This is a genomic window from Mesorhizobium muleiense, from assembly GCF_900099905.1.
Classification (GTDB): domain Bacteria; phylum Pseudomonadota; class Alphaproteobacteria; order Rhizobiales; family Rhizobiaceae; genus Mesorhizobium; species Mesorhizobium muleiense.
The window spans coordinates 31,046-45,706 of sequence record NZ_FNEE01000012.1 but is presented as its reverse complement, the minus strand read 5'-3'; the positions used below and the strand labels follow the sequence as shown (position 1 = coordinate 45,706).

Sequence of the window (14,661 nt, the reverse complement as noted above, 5' to 3'; positions counted from 1 at the left end):
AACGGAGCCGAACATGGCAGACGCTGCAGCTCACGACCACGACCACAAGCCGTATCATGGCTGGGTGCGGTGGGTGTATTCGACCAACCACAAGGATATCGGCACACTCTACCTGATCTTCGCGATCATGGCGGGCTGCGTCGGCGCTGCCCTTTCGGTCGTCATGCGTATGGAACTGCAGGAGCCTGGGATCCAGATTTTCACCGGCCTGGCGCAGATGGTCTACGGCTTGAACGCCGACGCTGCGCTCGACGGCGGCAAGAACATGTACAATGCCTTCACCACCGCCCATGCGCTGATCATGATCTTCTTCATGGTCATGCCGGCGTTGATCGGCGGCTTCGCCAACTGGATGGTGCCGATCATGATCGGCGCGCCGGACATGGCATTCCCGCGCATGAATAACGTCTCGTTCTGGTTGCTGCCACCGGCTTTCATCCTTCTGATCATCTCGGCCTTCGTGCCGAGCGCGCCTGGCGCCTACGGCGTCGGCGGCGGCTGGACGATCTATCCGCCGCTATCGACCTCGGGCCAGCCCGGACCGGCGATGGATCTTGCGATCCTGTCGCTGCACATCGCCGGCGCCTCATCGATCCTCGGCGCCATCAATTTCATCACCACCATCTTCAACATGCGCGCGCCTGGCATGACGCTGCACAAGATGCCGCTGTTCGCCTGGTCGGTGCTGATCACCGCTTTCCTGCTGCTGCTGTCGCTTCCGGTTCTGGCCGGCGGCATCACCATGCTTTTGACCGATCGCAATTTTGGCACCACCTTCTTCGCGCCCGACGGCGGCGGCGACCCGATCCTGTTCCAGCACCTGTTCTGGTTTTTCGGGCACCCGGAAGTCTACATCCTGATCCTGCCGGGCTTCGGCATCGTCAGCCACATCGTCTCGACCTTCTCCAGGAAGCCTATCTTCGGCTATCTCGGCATGGCCTATGCCATGGTGGCGATCGGGGCGGTCGGCTTCATCGTCTGGGCGCACCACATGTACACGACCGGCCTGTCGCTCGACACGCAGCGCTATTTCGTCTTCGCCACGATGGTTATCGCGGTGCCGACGGGCGTGAAGATATTCTCGTGGATCGCCACCATGTGGGGCGGGTCGATTTCGCTCAAGACCCCGATGCTGTGGGCGATTGGCTTCATCTTCCTGTTCACCGTCGGCGGCGTTACCGGCGTCCAGCTTGCCAATGCCGGTCTCGACCGCCCGCTGCACGACACCTATTACGTGGTCGCGCATTTCCATTATGTGCTGTCGCTGGGCGCGGTCTTTGCCATCTTCGCCGGCTGGTACTACTGGTTCCCGAAGATGACCGGCTACATGTATTCGCCTGTCATCGCCAATACCCACTTCTGGGTTACCTTCGTCGGCGTCAACCTCGTCTTCTTCCCGCAGCATTTCCTCGGACTTTCAGGCATGCCGCGCCGCTACATCGACTATCCGGATGCGTTTGCCGGCTGGAACATGGTGTCGTCCTACGGCTCGTATATTTCGGGCGTCGGCGTGGTCATCTTCCTCTATGGCGTGTTCGAGGCCTTCCAGAAGAAGCGGGTGGCCGGCGCCAATCCATGGGGCGAGGGTGCGACGACGCTTGAATGGCAGCTGCCTTCGCCGCCGCCCTTCCACCAGTGGGAACAGCTGCCGAAGATCAAATAGGCTTCTGCCTGGGCGAATACTGAATCGCCGGTTCGCCCGGCGGTTTTGGCCAACGGAATGATGGACTTTAAGTACGCATGGCCCTTGTCGACGACACCTTGACTGACGAACCGGGCTTTCGCATGTCGGAAGCGACGGCGGGCGATTTCTTCGCACTGTTGAAGCCGCGCGTCATGTCGCTGGTGGTGTTCACCGCCTTTGTCGGCCTGGTCGCGGCACCTGTGGCCATCAATCCGCTTCTGGCGGTGATCGCGATCCTGGCCATTGCCATCGGGGCTGGCGCGTCCGGCGCGCTCAACATGTGGTATGACGCCGATATCGATGCGGTGATGACCAGGACCGCCGGCCGTCCGGTGCCGGCCGGCCGCATCCGGCCAGGCGAGGCGCTGAGTTTCGGCCTGGTGCTGTCGGTGCTGTCGGTGATGACGCTCGGCGTGCTGGTCAATTGGTTGTCGGCGACGCTCCTGGCCTTCACCATCTTCTTCTATGCCGTCGTCTACACGATGTGGCTGAAGCGCTGGACGCCGCAGAACATCGTCATCGGCGGTGCTGCCGGCGCCATTCCGCCGGTGATCGGCTGGGCCGCGGTGACCGGAACCGTCAGCCTGGAAAGCGTCGTCCTGTTCCTCATCATCTTTTTATGGACGCCGCCGCATTTCTGGGCGCTCGCCCTCTTCAAGTCCGAGGACTATGCCAGGGCCGGCATCCCGATGATGCCGAATGTCGCCGGCCAGGCTTCGACCCGACGCCAGATCTTTGCCTACGCGCTGATCCTTGCCCCGGTTGGCGTGCTGCCATGGATGCTCGGTTTCACCACGCCCGCCTACGGCGTCTTTGCGGTGCTGCTTGGTGCCGGCTTCGTCTGGTATGCGTGGCAGGTGCTGCGGACGGCGGACGACGACCATGTGATGAAGCCGGCCAAGGCATTGTTCGGCTATTCGCTGCTCTACCTCTTTGCCATTTTCGCCGTCTACCTTGCCGACTGCGTTGTCGGGCGCGTGCTGACCATGGGCGGAGCATGACCATGGCCGACAAGAAGCTTGAACTCGTCACGCTGACGGAGCGCCAGCAGAAGGCCCGGCGCAACCGCTCGGTAGCCATCGGCCTGGCGCTGGCGGTGCTTGTCGTCATCTTCTACATCGCGACCGTCGTGAAATTCGGTAACAACCTCACCGGAACCATGTGAGGCTCAAGATGAACCGCCAAACAGTGACCAATCCTCAAAAGAAGAACACCAACCGCGTCGTCGCCGGCGTCTGCATCGCCTTTTTCGGCGGCATGATCGGCATGGCCTATGCCGCGGTGCCGCTCTACGCGATGTTCTGCCAGGCGACCGGTTACGGCGGCACTGTGAAACGCGCAACGCAGCAATATGCCGACCGGGTGCTCGACCGCGATATCACCATCCGTTTCGACGCCAACACAGCCGGCGTGCCCTGGCAGTTCGAGCCGGTCGCCCGCTCCGTCACCATCAAGATAGGCGAGACGGCGCAGGCGCATTATAGCGCCACGAACAAATTCGTCCGCGCCACCACGGCCCGCGCGACCTTTAATGTGCAGCCGGAATTTGCGGGATCCTACTTCAACAAGGTCGAGTGTTTCTGCTTTACCGATACGACGCTGAAGCCTGGCGAGACGCTGGACATGCCGGTCGTGTTCTATGTAGATCCCGACATCGTCAACGCGCCAGAATTGAAGGACCTGAAGACGATTACCCTGTCCTACACGATGTTCCCGGTCGAGAAGAACGAGAAGAAGAAGCCGGTCGTGTCGTCAGTGCCGGCCGAAGGCACAAGCAACAAAGTTTCACATACCGAACGAAGCCTCGGGGGTTGATATGGCAGACGCGCACGCAAAACCACAACATGACTACCATCTCGTCGACCCGAGCCCGTGGCCTTTTCTCGGCTCGGTCGGTGCATTGGTCACCGCGATCGGCGGCGTCTGTTACATGCAGTATCTCAAGGGCGGCGATTTCCCGATCTTCGGCTTCAACATCGCCAATCCGTGGCTGTTCTTCATCGGCCTCTTGATCGTCATCTACACCATGTACGCTTGGTGGTCGGATACCATCAGGGAAGCGCATGAAGGCCACCACACGCGTGTTGTGTCGCTGCATCTGCGCTATGGCATGATCATGTTCATCGCTTCCGAGGTGATGTTCTTCGTCGCCTGGTTCTGGGCTTTCTTCGACGCCAGCCTGTTTCCCGGCGAGGCACAGCAATATGCCCGCGCCACCTTCACCGGCGGTGTCTGGCCGCCGAAGGGCGTTGAGGTCCTCGACCCCTTCCACCTGCCGCTCTACAACACCGTCATCCTGCTTCTGTCGGGCACTACGGTGACCTGGGCGCACCACGCGCTGCTTCATGGCGACCGCAAGGGGCTGATCAACGGCCTGGTGCTGACCGTCGGTCTCGGCATCCTGTTCACCATGGTGCAGGCTTACGAATACATGCACGCGCCGTTCGGCTTCAGGGATTCGATCTACGGCGCCACTTTCTTCATGGCGACCGGCTTCCACGGCTTCCACGTCATCATCGGCACCATCTTCCTGCTGGTCTGCCTGGTCCGCGCGATGAAGGGCGACTTCACGCCCAAGCACCATTTCGGCTTCGAGGCCGCCGCCTGGTACTGGCACTTCGTCGACGTAGTCTGGCTGTTCCTGTTCGCGTCGATCTATGTCTGGGCCTCGAGCGGCGCGGTCATCGAAGGCCACTGAAATCTTCCTGAGGAAATCGATGAGGCGGCTGCGGCGACGTGGCCGCCTTACCTTTTGGAGTGAAGGGCACTAAAGTATCGCAATGAGCGACGACAAGGCGATCTGGCCAGCAATCGATCCGATTTCGGCTGGCCTGCACGGCCGCTGCCCGCGCTGCGGCGAGGGCCGGCTGTTTTCCGGCTTCCTCACCGTCGGCGAACGCTGCGCCAATTGCGGCCTCGACTATTCCTACGCCGATGCCGGCGACGGTCCGGCGGTGTTCGTCATCCTGATCATCGGCTTCATCGTAGTCGGTCTGGCGCTGTGGATGGAGGTGACGCTCAGCCCGCCGCTCTGGCTGCACTTCCTGCTGTGGATACCGCTGACGCTGGTGCTTTGCCTGGGCGCGCTCAGGCTGATCAAGGGCGTGCTCCTGACGCTGCAATACCGCAACAAGGCGGCAGAGGGCAGGCTGGACCTCGGCGAATGAGCACGACATCCGCTTCGATTGCGGGCCGTTCGCGGCCGAAGACGGCATTGCTGCTTGGGCTTGGCCTCGTGCTGTTCTTCATCCTGCTGGCGCTCGGCACCTGGCAGGTCCAGCGCCTGTACTGGAAAGAGGGTCTTCTCCAGACCATCGACCGGCGCACGCACTCAGCGCCCGTGCCGTTGGCCGAGGTCGAAAAGCGGTTTGCCGCCAGCGGCGATGTGGATTACACGCCGGTGACGGCATCAGGCACGTTCCTGCATCAAGGCGAGCGACATTTCTTCGCGACCTGGGAAGGCCAGTCCGGTTTCGATGTCTTCACGCCATTGCATCTGGAGGACGGCCGCTTCGTCCTGATCAATCGCGGCTTCGTGCCGTACGATCTCAAGGACGCTGCCAAGCGCCCGCAAAGCCATGGTGCGGGCCAGGTAACGGTGACGGGGCTCGCCCGCAATCCGCTGCCGGCAAAGCCCTCGATGATGCTTCCCGACAATGATCCGCAGAAAAACATCTTCTACTGGAAGGATCGCGACGCCATGGCGGCCAGCGCCGGTCTGCCGGCAGGTGCGGGGCTGGTGCCATTCTTTATCGACGCGGACGCCACGCCGAACCCGGGCGGGCTGCCGGTCGGCGGCGTTACAATCATCGAGCTGCCGAACAGCCATCTGCAATATGCCGTAACCTGGTACGGCCTTGCCGCTGCCCTTGCCGGCGTCCTCATCTTCAGGCTTCGCCGCCCGGCGAAAGAAGAATGATCAGCACTGGTGCCCTTGACAGGGCAGGGGTGCGCACCTCATTTCGCGCCTTGAGTTCAAGACTTGAGTTCACGCTACGACCAACCGGCCGGGAACCATGCTTCACACGACCACAAAGCCACCGCTGACGATAAGGCTCTGCCAGCCGCGCGGCTTCTGCGCCGGCGTCGACCGCGCCATCCAGATCGTCGTGCTGGCGCTGAAGAAATATGGCGCGCCGGTCTATGTTCGCCACGAGATCGTCCATAATCGCTACGTCGTCGAGGGGCTACAAAGCCTCGGTGCGGTGTTCATCGAGGAGCTCTCCGAGATACCGGCTGAGCATCGTCAGAGCCCGGTCGTCTTTTCGGCGCATGGCGTGCCGAAGTCGGTGCCGGCGGACGCCCAGGCGCGCAACCTCTTCTATCTCGACGCCACCTGCCCGCTGGTGTCGAAGGTCCACAAGCAGGCAATGCGCCATCAGCGGCTCGGCCGTCATGTGCTTCTGATCGGCCATGCCGGCCACCCGGAAGTGATCGGCACGATGGGGCAGTTGCCGGACGGCGCCGTCACCTTGATCGAGACCGAAGCCGACGCTGCGAATTTGGTGCCCGCCGACCCGCAGGCGCTCGGGTTCGTCACCCAGACGACGCTGTCGGTCGAGGACACCGCCGGCATCATTCGGGTGCTTAAGGATCGTTTTCCCGATTTGCATGCGGCGGCAGCGGAATCGATCTGCTACGCCACCACCAATCGCCAGGAAGCGGTCAAGGAGACCGCCGCGGGTGCCGATCTCTTCCTGATCGTCGGTGCTCCCAACTCCTCAAATTCGCGGCGTCTCGTCGAAGTGGCCGAACGCGCTGGCGCCTCGATGTCGCTTCTGGTGCAGCGCGCCTCCGAGATTCCATGGACCGAGATCGCCGGCATCTCGACGCTCGGTCTGTCGGCAGGTGCATCGGCGCCGGAAATCATCGTCGACGAGATCATCGATGCGTTCCGGCAGCGCTTCGACGTAACCATCGAGCTGGCGGTGACGGCGACGGAAACCGAGGATTTTCCGGTGATGCGGGTGCTGCGCGACGTCGAGCTGACGGCCGCCGACATGGCTTTCGTCAACGGGGCCGCGTAAGGTTCATGGCGGTCTACACCGACGTCAACGAAGGCGAGCTCGGCGCGTTCCTCAAGGACTATCCAGTCGGCGATCTCCTGTCCTACAAGGGCATAGCCGAAGGCACCGAGAACTCGAATTTCCTGCTGCACACGACCAGCGGCTCCTACATCCTGACGCTCTACGAAAAGCGCGTCGACAAGGCCGACCTACCGTTCTTCCTCGGCCTCATGAGCCATCTCGCCAGGAAGGGCATTTCCTGCCCGCTTCCGGTGACCGCGCATGATGGCGACGTCATCGGAACGCTTGCCGGCCGGCCGGCGGTCATCATCACCTTCCTCGAAGGCGTTTCGCTGCGGCGGCCGACATCAGCGCACTGCGGCGAGGTCGGCAAGGCGCTGGCGGCGCTGCATCTGGCCGGCGCCGACTTTCCGATGACCCGTCCGAATGCCCTTGCCATCGATGGCTGGCGCAAGCTGTGGAGCGCCTCTCGCCCTCGCGCCGACGAGGTCGAGCCGGGACTGGCGGCCGAGGTCGATGCCGACTTCGCCGATTTCGAGCGGAATTGGCCGAACGGCCTGCCGGAAGGCATCATCCATGCCGATCTTTTCCCCGACAACGTCTTCTTCCTCGGCGAGAAACTGTCGGGGCTGATCGACTTCTATTTCGCCTGCAACGATCTCTACGCCTATGATGTCGCGACCTGCCTCAATGCCTGGTGCTTCGAGAAGGATTTTTCCTTCAACCTGACCAAGGGCACGGCGCTGCTTGCCGGCTACCAAAGTGTACGGCCCTTGAGCGGCGAAGAGAAAGCTGCGCTGCCGATGCTGGCGCGCGGCTCGGCACTGCGCTTCATGCTGACCCGGCTTTACGACTGGCTGACCATTGCCAACGGCGGGCTGGTCGTGAAACGCGACCCGACCGAATATATCAGGCGCATGCGTTTCCACCGGGCGATCAAATCTCCTTCCGAATACGGGCTGACATGACCAAGCGCGTCGAAATCTTTACCGATGGTGCCTGTTCGGGCAATCCGGGGCCTGGCGGCTGGGGGGCTGTCCTGCGCTTCAAGGGCGTCACGAAGGAACTGTCGGGCGGCGAGGCTGCTACCACCAACAACCGCATGGAACTTTTGGCCGCCATCTCGGCGCTCAATGCGCTGAAAGAACCCTGTGCGGTCGATCTTTATACCGACAGCAACTATGTCAAGGACGGCATTTTCAGCTGGATCGACGGCTGGAAGCGCAACGGCTGGAAGACCGCTGCCAGGCAACCGGTGAAGAATGCCGAACTGTGGCAGGCGCTCGACGAGGCGCGCAACCGTCATCAGGTGATCTGGCATTGGGTCAAGGGCCATGCCGGCCATCCGGAGAACGAGCGTGCCGACGAATTGGCGCGGCTCGGCATGGCGCCGTTCAAGAACAAGACGGCCAGGCCCGCGCCCGTTTCGGCTGGGGAAAACACCCAAGCCAAACAGCCGGCAGCCAGGAAACTGCGCCGCTCGACCCAAAGCTACTGACCAGTCTGGGCCACTGACCAGTCTGGTCCGCCATATTCAGCGGATCAGCAGCGCTGTGCCGAAAAGTCCGAGCGCGAACACAGTATGCGATACGAGGTTGAGGGCGCGGATCTGCATCGGGTTGGGGCGCTTTGACGCGGCCCAGCCGGCGCCCATGCCGGGCGCCAGCAGGAACCAGCCGGCGCCTACGGTGACGATGCCGAGGATGAAGGCCGGCAGGAAGGTCGGCGCGGCCAGCCACGCCGCTCCCGCCAAAACGGCCAGAACGATGCCGTAGACGATGCCGACAAAATAGTGGAAGGCCCAGCCCAGCGCCGATTCATGCGCATAGGGTGCTGCCTCGCCGATATCGTCATGGAAGACCTTGCCGTCCCTCAGGTGCCAGACCCAGCGACCAACCAGTCCCCAGTTCGGCCGTGGCTGAGCAAACACCGTGTTCAGGAAAATCGCCCAGAGGTCCATGAGCGCCGTGGCGCCGATGCCGATCGCCACAGCGCGCCAGAAGTGGTCAAACATCATTGAGGTCCACTAAAAGCAGGCAATTCCCGAACAGCGTTCTTTGCACGCCCAATTGGACGCGCGGCTGCCGAAACGAGCGCGATCGTCAGGCCAAAGGACCGCGGCAACCTCGGCCTATGCTGTCGCCAAAACGGAAAGCTGTCCGAGAATGTGAGCAGCACCGGATTCATCAACGCCAGGCTTTGTCTCGACATTGAGCGCGGCGACCTTGCCGTCGTCGACGATCATCGAAAACCGCTTCGAGCGCAGCCCCATGCCACCGCCGGAAAGGTCGGCGTCGAGACCGATCGACTTGACGAAATCGCCATTGCCGTCGGCAAGATAGAGGATCTTGCCTTCACCGCCGCTGAAGCGGGCCCAGGCGCCCATTACGTGAACATCGTTGACGGCGACGACGGCGATGGTGTCGACGCCGCGCGCCAAGATGGCGTCGTAATTATCCAGAAAGCCGGGCAGATGGTTGTTGGAGCAGGTCGGCGTGAAAGCGCCGGGAACAGCGAACAGCACCACCTTCTTTCCCGAGAAAATCTCGGCCGTCGTGATCGCTTTTGCGCTGTCGGCAGTCATCGTCTTGAAGGTCGCTTGGGGCAGCTTGTCGCCAACGGCAATCATCATCGTGGTCCTCGTTTTGACAAATGGAAGGGAGTGTCCTTGCGATAGCGAATTCAGCCGTTCCCCGCAACTGTCGGGGTGCCGGAGCAAGGGATGTTCGATCTGAACATCCTTTGCTGGGGATCAAGGGAAGGGCAGCAGGCCTTCGACGGCGCCGGCCGCAGTTGTCAGCGTGTAGTAAAGTCCGCCATCCGTCGGCGTCGTCGTCGGCCTGTCGAGGATCGGCACGGTAAACACCAGCTTGCCGTCCTTTTCGCTGCGGGCCGGCACGCCGAACATGTAGTCGCGCTCACCGGCGACGAAGAAATCCGCTGCTTTGGGATTGCCCGGAAAGCTCGCCTCGACAATCAGTGTCGCGCGGTCGCCCGGCAGGATCTTGACGCCGAAATCGGGTCTTGCGGGAGCAGGCAGCGTTGCAAGCGCCGCTTTCACCAAAGCGGCGTCTTCGACATTGTCCGGATCGGAGCCCGGATCGATGGTCAGCTTTGTTTGCACCGGGATGCAGATCGTCTCACAAATTCCGAGAAAGATATCGGCAACGATGACGGCCGGCTCGTTCGGCGCCGACAGCGTGAACGTTACCGGCAGCGAAACCGGATGGTCGTAGCCGGCCCATTTGCCGGAGCCGTCGTCGTGGCGCTGGGGTGGTGGAAACGAAAACGTCGCGTTGGCAATGTTGGTGCTGGCCGAGATATCGATTTGCGGCGGCACGCCCGCGTCGCCCGGATCGCGCCAGTAGGTTTTCCAGCCAGGCTTGAGCGAAATATCGAGGACGCCATGGATGCGTCCGGCTGTGTCGGGCTTGCCGCTGGTCACAAGGCGTACTTTGCCGCCTTCGCTTTCGTACCAGATCGACGAGGAGGCTGCGGCGGGAAGACCGGTTCCACATCCGACAGCGGCGCTGAGCAGCAGGACTTTCAAGCTTTGCATGGCGGTGATTTGAGCGTCCGTTCATGGCTGCGCAATGACTTCATGGCGTCGCTGCTATCATATTTGCGTGACCTCGGGCACAGCTTTGCGTGCCTTGGATGCACATCTGCGACCAAATCGCGCGCGGCGCATCTTTTCGGCGCTCCAGAAACGCGTTACGCTCCCCTCATGGACTTGTTGCGCCACAAGAAGATGGCTGCGGGACGCGGCTTTCTCGACGACCAGTTCCTGATTGCCATGCCCGGCATGAAGGACGACCGCTTCACGCGCTCCGTCATCTATATTTGCGCGCACAGCGACGAAGGCGCGATGGGCCTGGTCATCAACCAGACACAGCAGATGCTGTTTCCGGATCTGCTCGTGCAACTCGGCATCATGAACGAACAGGAGGCGATCCGCTTGCCCGCGCAGGCCCGCGACTTCGTCGTCCGCAACGGCGGACCGGTGGACCGCAGCCGCGGCTTCGTCCTGCATTCGGGCGACTACCGCGTGGAATCGTCGCTGGCCGTCTCCGACGACATTTGCCTGACCGCGACCGTCGACATATTGCGCGCCATTTCGTCGGGCCGCGGGCCTCGGCACGCGCTGATGGCGCTCGGCTATTCGGGCTGGGGCGCCGGTCAGCTGGAAAGCGAAATCGCCGAGAACGGTTGGCTGACCTGCCCGGCAAATGCGGAGCTTCTGTTCGATACCGACATCGAGCGCAAATACGACCGGATACTCGCTTCGATCGGTATCGACCTCGCGCATCTCAGCCTGGCCGCTGGTCACGCCTAATGCATGTCGCGCAAAAGCATGCCCTCGGGCTTGACCCGTGGGGTGTGTAGCGGTTTTGCGATAGCGACATGCATAAAACGACAACCTAAAGCGCGTCGCGTGAGGCCGATCAACGCGACGCGCTTTAGAAGTGAAAACCCGATACCTGGCTGGTTACCGCCGCATTGCCATCGCCAGCCGTTTGCCCAGATCGTAGACGAGATTCTCGAAACCCGACGTCCAGGACAGGTCAGCCTGTTTCACGCGCGTTTCGACATCGCTGTATTTGCCGATGCGGGCTTCCAGGAAGGAGCGCAGGCGCTGGTGAAACTGGCCGACGGTGAGCTGTTTTCCCTCGGCCTTGAAGATCGCAATATTGAAGCGTGCCGCCTTGGGGAAGATTGTGCTGGCCGTGGCATTGGGCTTCTCATCGGCATTCGACAGGAGCGCTGCTGCCCCGTTGGTGCCAAGGAAATGGGGGAGGTAGAGATCCCTTTCATCCATGGCCTTCTCAAGACGAGCTTCGATGCGTTGCTTGGCCGCGAGAAGGTTCTTGGCCGCAAGTGCCGCCGACAGATAGGGATCGCGCCTGAATTCGAGGATGCGCTGTTCTTCGGCCTTGTCCTCGACGAAATGGTATTCGCGCTTGCCCTCGGGGCGGGTCCGGATCAGTTCCGCTTCGTCGCCCAGGCCGAATTCTGCACCGTACCTCTTCACCGCCTCGAGCCATGTCTGGTCGAGGAATTGCATAAGACCAAGCGCCGACCCTTTAGACGGGCGATTGTTGATGTCGAAGGAGGATTCCTTCTCGGCGATCGCAAAAAGCGTGTCGGCAGGAAATTGGGTGTCCTTGGCTGCACGAAGGATTTCGCTGGCGATGTGCTGCGACACCTTGTACTCGCCGAACTCGTGCATCGACATGCCGATGACGATCTGTTCCGCGCCTTGGGAAAGGATGGAGACGGTGCCCTTCAATGCCTGGGCCAGCGTGCGTTCTCCCTCGCGTCCAGAGGTCGATATGGTGTCTGGATCGATGATGTCGAACTCGGGCGCGGCCGAGGGAAAACTCAGAGCCGAGAACGGAACAGCAGTGGCAACCGCGGCTTCGGTCACGCCGTTGACCAGGACTCCCGAATAGACCGGCCATGGCATGGCTGCCACGGTCGCCGCCAGGCCAAGCCCCGCCATCCTTTTCGACAAAGGCCGTCCGCCCGAAAGGACGAAGGCTCCGCAAGCAAAGAATTCAAATGTTCTTTGGAGTGACGCCAGGTCCCCCTCCGTTCCTTGTCTAGCCGCCCAGATATTTTGGGGCAGGTCTATTTCCAACGTTGAGCCGTCAACGTCGAAAAAGACAAGAAGAACGGTCAGTGCTTCATTCAACTAGTCATGGATAATGGCGGCACAATGGCCACAGTGCGGCAAAATAATTCGAAATGTAAAACAAGCTGGTTTTAATCGAGGGCTGCGTAGCCGATGCGTTGCTTGTGAAGCCTCTCGATTGGCGAGCAGAAATTTCCCTGAGGTGGTCTGCCCTCGACCGCAGCCAGGCAATCCTTTCGGTTCTCGAACGGCAGATTGTGAATGAGCAGCCATTCTCGGCACAATACTCGATCGAACCAGTTCTCCGCTGGTGAGAGGTCATTTATCCTTTGGCTGTCGCCAGATTGGTGCTGAGCTCGAAGGCCAGTCCCGACCCGATGGTGTATGGCTGCAGCACGGACGCACTCTCGCTCACGATCGCCTCCACGACGCGCTTGCGTTCGTGATCACCCAATTCCTTGGCTAAGGAACTCATCCCGACCAGCGCCATCGTATTCAAATGCAGGAAAGGTACGCCTTCCCCGAAATGGATGGTGCGCGAAACAATCCTCGATCGGACCTCGTGGAAGCCGGCGTCTCGCAGCAGCGCCTCAAGCGGAGCCGCTTCCCCGAAGCTGTACCGCTGATCGGCGATGGCGCCCAGATGACGCTCCGCGACGCGGCGCAGGTCGCGAAAGAACGGGATTTCGTCGTCCGGGCGCCACGTGGCGATTGCCAGCCTGCCACCCTTCGTCAGCGCGTGACGCATCTGCGCCGCCGCCGCGGGTTTGTCAGGAAAGAACTGCAGTCCTTGCTGGCAGACGACCACGTCGAACGTCTCACCACTAGGCAGAGGCAACTCGCCGGCATTGCCCTGGCGCCAGTCGACGGCTGGTTCTACAGCCCGCGCCACGGCAAGCATGTCCGCGCTGACGTCGACACCGACGATAAATCCGGCTCCACCGAGCCGCTCTCTTGCAACGCGCGCCACTATTCCTGTTCCACAAGCGATATCGAGTACGCGATCGCCCGAAGACAATTCCAACTCGTCAAGAGCCATCTCGGCCCATGGACGGAAGAGAGGGCCGACGAGCCACCGCTCGTACATCTCCGGGAAACTTGCCTGGTTCATTGCGTAGCTGGGCAAGGTCATGATCGTCCTCCCTCAAATTTCCATCCGACCATTGTGACCCTTCACCCGCGCTAGATCCATCGGGACCCATCGCACCTGAACAATCTATGCGGCTTTCGGGCAGTCAGGCTCGCATAGGCGAAGCGGCCGAAGAATGAGGGTCCGCGCCTGGCGTTTCGAGGATCCGCAAGGCGCGATCAGGCTCGGCAACGTGGCCCTGACTTCAGGCGTTGCTTTCAGCCGTTTTCAACCGTCTGTAGCGAGCAGGGCGCATGACTATGGCAGATGTACTCCACTGGCACCAGCAAGTGCTCGCAAGGCGCATCGGGCCACGTTTGGCGCCATAAAATGACGTTTTGCATCGACGAGAAGCGAAAACCCTTCAGCGGGCTTTGGACCTTCAGCCAGAGCGCTCCGTCGGTAATGGCAACACTCTTCGCGTCACGCGGCTTCGCCGCGTGCAAGGGCCGCCGCCTGCTCCAGACTCACGCCCTTGACCAGGGGGTCAGCGTGCCGATGCACCAGGCGCCATTCCGCCTCTTCGCGGCGATAGACCAAGGTAACCCGCAGCGGCCAATCCTGGGCCGGCAGACCGCCGACCTCGACATGCGGGCGTTCAATGATCGCGAGGACCACCATGTCGGCGGAACCATAGGCTTGAAGAAGTTCGTGCTCGAAGGTCCCGTTCTTGAAAAAGCGGCCCATCGCGTCGATCCGCTCCGCAGTCAGTTCAGAAGCCCGCGTGGGCTTTCCGCCGAATGGAGACATCAGCAGGAAGTCCCCGGTATGTGGGATCACCTCGTAGTACTTCGTTATCTCCCCGCGCATCAGCGCCGAATTTGCTTCCGCAGAACGCTCGAGCAGATCGGCAACCGTCTGGTCTATAGCAGTCTCCTCAAGAGCCTGTGCCGAGGCGTTCGTTAATCTTGCAGTTTCTGACAATGCCACGCCAGCGCTTGCTGCGGCGAGAAGGGAACGTCGTGATACTGGCATGCGGGTGCTCCTGCATCTGTTTTCGATGCGAAGCGCGCCTTGCGCTGCTCCGCTTGCTCAGGAGATCGCACTTCGATGATGTTGAATCCAGTGATATGATTTCATCGATATGCTGAACAAGATTGATCTCAACCTCCTCGTTCTGTTTGAGATCGTGCCCGACGAGTGCCACGTGGGCCGAGCGGCCGACAGGTCGAATCTGACGCATCTC

17 protein-coding genes and 1 pseudogene are annotated in these 14,661 nt (G+C 61.4%); 12 read left to right on the top strand and 6 right to left on the bottom strand.

The window, feature by feature from the left end:
• Positions 1 to 13: 13 nt before the first annotated feature.
• From ctaD to rnhA, 10 genes are all read left to right on the top strand, one after another.
• Positions 14 to 1,663 (top strand): cytochrome c oxidase subunit I, encoded by a 1,650-nt coding sequence (gene ctaD, locus BLT09_RS20305; protein WP_091595971.1) that lies wholly within the window; start codon positions 14 to 16, stop codon positions 1,661 to 1,663.
• 77 nt (positions 1,664 to 1,740) lie between these two features.
• Positions 1,741 to 2,685, top strand: a complete 945-nt coding sequence (locus tag BLT09_RS20300; RefSeq protein ID WP_091595969.1) for a heme o synthase — start codon at positions 1,741 to 1,743, stop codon at positions 2,683 to 2,685.
• A gap of 2 nt (positions 2,686 to 2,687) precedes the next feature.
• Complete coding sequence (locus tag BLT09_RS20295) at positions 2,688 to 2,849, top strand: hypothetical protein (protein ID WP_091596180.1); 162 nt, start codon at positions 2,688 to 2,690, stop codon at positions 2,847 to 2,849.
• A gap of 8 nt (positions 2,850 to 2,857) precedes the next feature.
• Positions 2,858 to 3,499 carry a cytochrome c oxidase assembly protein gene (locus tag BLT09_RS20290; protein ID WP_091596178.1) on the top strand — a complete coding sequence of 214 codons (642 nt, stop codon included), beginning with the start codon at positions 2,858 to 2,860 and terminating at the stop codon, positions 3,497 to 3,499.
• A 1-nt stretch (position 3,500) separates the two neighbouring features.
• Positions 3,501 to 4,382: a cytochrome c oxidase subunit 3 gene (locus BLT09_RS20285; RefSeq protein ID WP_027152361.1), complete on the top strand. Its 882-nt coding sequence runs from the start codon at positions 3,501 to 3,503 to the stop codon at positions 4,380 to 4,382.
• 82 nt (positions 4,383 to 4,464) lie between these two features.
• Positions 4,465 to 4,851 carry a DUF983 domain-containing protein gene (locus BLT09_RS20280; RefSeq protein WP_023799320.1) on the top strand — a complete coding sequence of 129 codons (387 nt, stop codon included), beginning with the start codon at positions 4,465 to 4,467 and terminating at the stop codon, positions 4,849 to 4,851.
• Positions 4,848 to 5,603: an SURF1 family protein gene (locus BLT09_RS20275; RefSeq protein ID WP_167366480.1), complete on the top strand. Its 756-nt coding sequence runs from the start codon at positions 4,848 to 4,850 to the stop codon at positions 5,601 to 5,603. Before BLT09_RS20280 ends, BLT09_RS20275 begins: the two co-directional genes overlap by 4 nt.
• 97 nt (positions 5,604 to 5,700) lie before the next feature.
• A complete protein-coding gene (gene ispH, locus BLT09_RS20270) occupies positions 5,701 to 6,711 on the top strand; it encodes a 4-hydroxy-3-methylbut-2-enyl diphosphate reductase (RefSeq protein WP_027152363.1) in 1,011 nt (336 codons plus the stop codon).
• Between the two features lie 5 nt (positions 6,712 to 6,716).
• A complete protein-coding gene (locus tag BLT09_RS20265) occupies positions 6,717 to 7,679 on the top strand; it encodes a homoserine kinase (protein ID WP_091595967.1) in 963 nt (320 codons plus the stop codon).
• The gene (gene rnhA, locus BLT09_RS20260; protein WP_023799316.1) at positions 7,676 to 8,209 is read left to right on the top strand and encodes a ribonuclease HI; all 534 of its coding nucleotides are present in this window, start codon (positions 7,676 to 7,678) and stop codon (positions 8,207 to 8,209) included. Before BLT09_RS20265 ends, rnhA begins: the two co-directional genes overlap by 4 nt.
• Positions 8,210 to 8,245: 36 nt before the next feature.
• Here the strand turns inward: rnhA and BLT09_RS20255 are convergent, their stop codons facing one another.
• The 3 genes from BLT09_RS20255 to BLT09_RS20245 form a co-directional block, all read right to left on the bottom strand.
• Positions 8,246 to 8,725 carry a DUF2938 domain-containing protein gene (locus BLT09_RS20255; protein ID WP_091596173.1) on the bottom strand — a complete coding sequence of 160 codons (480 nt, stop codon included), beginning with the start codon at positions 8,723 to 8,725 and terminating at the stop codon, positions 8,246 to 8,248.
• A 117-nt stretch (positions 8,726 to 8,842) separates the two neighbouring features.
• Positions 8,843 to 9,343, bottom strand: a complete 501-nt coding sequence (locus tag BLT09_RS20250; RefSeq protein ID WP_027152367.1) for a peroxiredoxin — start codon at positions 9,341 to 9,343, stop codon at positions 8,843 to 8,845.
• A gap of 120 nt (positions 9,344 to 9,463) precedes the next feature.
• Complete coding sequence (locus BLT09_RS20245) at positions 9,464 to 10,270, bottom strand: protein-disulfide reductase DsbD domain-containing protein (RefSeq protein ID WP_091595965.1); 807 nt, start codon at positions 10,268 to 10,270, stop codon at positions 9,464 to 9,466.
• A 168-nt stretch (positions 10,271 to 10,438) separates the two neighbouring features.
• Between BLT09_RS20245 and BLT09_RS20240 the strand changes: the two genes are divergently transcribed.
• Positions 10,439 to 11,047, top strand: a complete 609-nt coding sequence (locus tag BLT09_RS20240) for a YqgE/AlgH family protein (RefSeq protein WP_023799312.1) — start codon at positions 10,439 to 10,441, stop codon at positions 11,045 to 11,047.
• A gap of 153 nt (positions 11,048 to 11,200) precedes the next feature.
• Here the strand turns inward: BLT09_RS20240 and BLT09_RS20235 are convergent, their stop codons facing one another.
• The 3 genes from BLT09_RS20235 to BLT09_RS20225 form a co-directional block, all read right to left on the bottom strand.
• Positions 11,201 to 12,226, bottom strand: coding sequence for a transglycosylase SLT domain-containing protein (locus BLT09_RS20235; protein WP_139172635.1), 1,026 nt, complete (start codon positions 12,224 to 12,226; stop codon positions 11,201 to 11,203).
• Between the two features lie 442 nt (positions 12,227 to 12,668).
• The gene (locus BLT09_RS20230; RefSeq protein ID WP_091595961.1) at positions 12,669 to 13,478 is read right to left on the bottom strand and encodes a class I SAM-dependent methyltransferase; all 810 of its coding nucleotides are present in this window, start codon (positions 13,476 to 13,478) and stop codon (positions 12,669 to 12,671) included.
• A 420-nt stretch (positions 13,479 to 13,898) separates the two neighbouring features.
• Entirely contained in the window at positions 13,899 to 14,450 is a 552-nt protein-coding gene (locus BLT09_RS20225) for a nuclear transport factor 2 family protein (protein ID WP_236473084.1), read from the bottom strand.
• 109 nt (positions 14,451 to 14,559) lie between these two features.
• Between BLT09_RS20225 and BLT09_RS35025 the strand changes: the two are divergent.
• Positions 14,560 to 14,655 (top strand): annotated as a pseudogene (locus BLT09_RS35025) (LysR family transcriptional regulator); the annotation flags it as partial.
• Positions 14,656 to 14,661 lie beyond the last annotated feature (6 nt).

What these genes read in the sequence shown, in the direction of transcription:
- ctaD (WP_091595971.1), top strand. Translation starts at nt 14, where the DNA reads ATGGCAGACGCTGCAGCTCACGACCACGACCACAAGCCGTATCATGGC.
- BLT09_RS20300 (WP_091595969.1), top strand. Translation starts at nt 1,741, where the DNA reads ATGGCCCTTGTCGACGACACCTTGACTGACGAACCGGGCTTTCGCATG.
- BLT09_RS20295 (WP_091596180.1), top strand. Translation starts at nt 2,688, where the DNA reads ATGGCCGACAAGAAGCTTGAACTCGTCACGCTGACGGAGCGCCAGCAG.
- BLT09_RS20290 (WP_091596178.1), top strand. Translation starts at nt 2,858, where the DNA reads ATGAACCGCCAAACAGTGACCAATCCTCAAAAGAAGAACACCAACCGC.
- BLT09_RS20285 (WP_027152361.1), top strand. Translation starts at nt 3,501, where the DNA reads ATGGCAGACGCGCACGCAAAACCACAACATGACTACCATCTCGTCGAC.
- BLT09_RS20280 (WP_023799320.1), top strand. Translation starts at nt 4,465, where the DNA reads ATGAGCGACGACAAGGCGATCTGGCCAGCAATCGATCCGATTTCGGCT.
- BLT09_RS20275 (WP_167366480.1), top strand. Translation starts at nt 4,848, where the DNA reads ATGAGCACGACATCCGCTTCGATTGCGGGCCGTTCGCGGCCGAAGACG.
- ispH (WP_027152363.1), top strand. Translation starts at nt 5,701, where the DNA reads ATGCTTCACACGACCACAAAGCCACCGCTGACGATAAGGCTCTGCCAG.
- BLT09_RS20265 (WP_091595967.1), top strand. Translation starts at nt 6,717, where the DNA reads ATGGCGGTCTACACCGACGTCAACGAAGGCGAGCTCGGCGCGTTCCTC.
- rnhA (WP_023799316.1), top strand. Translation starts at nt 7,676, where the DNA reads ATGACCAAGCGCGTCGAAATCTTTACCGATGGTGCCTGTTCGGGCAAT.
- BLT09_RS20255 (WP_091596173.1), bottom strand. Translation starts at nt 8,725, where the DNA reads ATGTTTGACCACTTCTGGCGCGCTGTGGCGATCGGCATCGGCGCCACG.
- BLT09_RS20250 (WP_027152367.1), bottom strand. Translation starts at nt 9,343, where the DNA reads ATGATGATTGCCGTTGGCGACAAGCTGCCCCAAGCGACCTTCAAGACG.
- BLT09_RS20245 (WP_091595965.1), bottom strand. Translation starts at nt 10,270, where the DNA reads ATGCAAAGCTTGAAAGTCCTGCTGCTCAGCGCCGCTGTCGGATGTGGA.
- BLT09_RS20240 (WP_023799312.1), top strand. Translation starts at nt 10,439, where the DNA reads ATGGACTTGTTGCGCCACAAGAAGATGGCTGCGGGACGCGGCTTTCTC.
- BLT09_RS20230 (WP_091595961.1), bottom strand. Translation starts at nt 13,478, where the DNA reads ATGACCTTGCCCAGCTACGCAATGAACCAGGCAAGTTTCCCGGAGATG.
- BLT09_RS20225 (WP_236473084.1), bottom strand. Translation starts at nt 14,450, where the DNA reads ATGCCAGTATCACGACGTTCCCTTCTCGCCGCAGCAAGCGCTGGCGTG.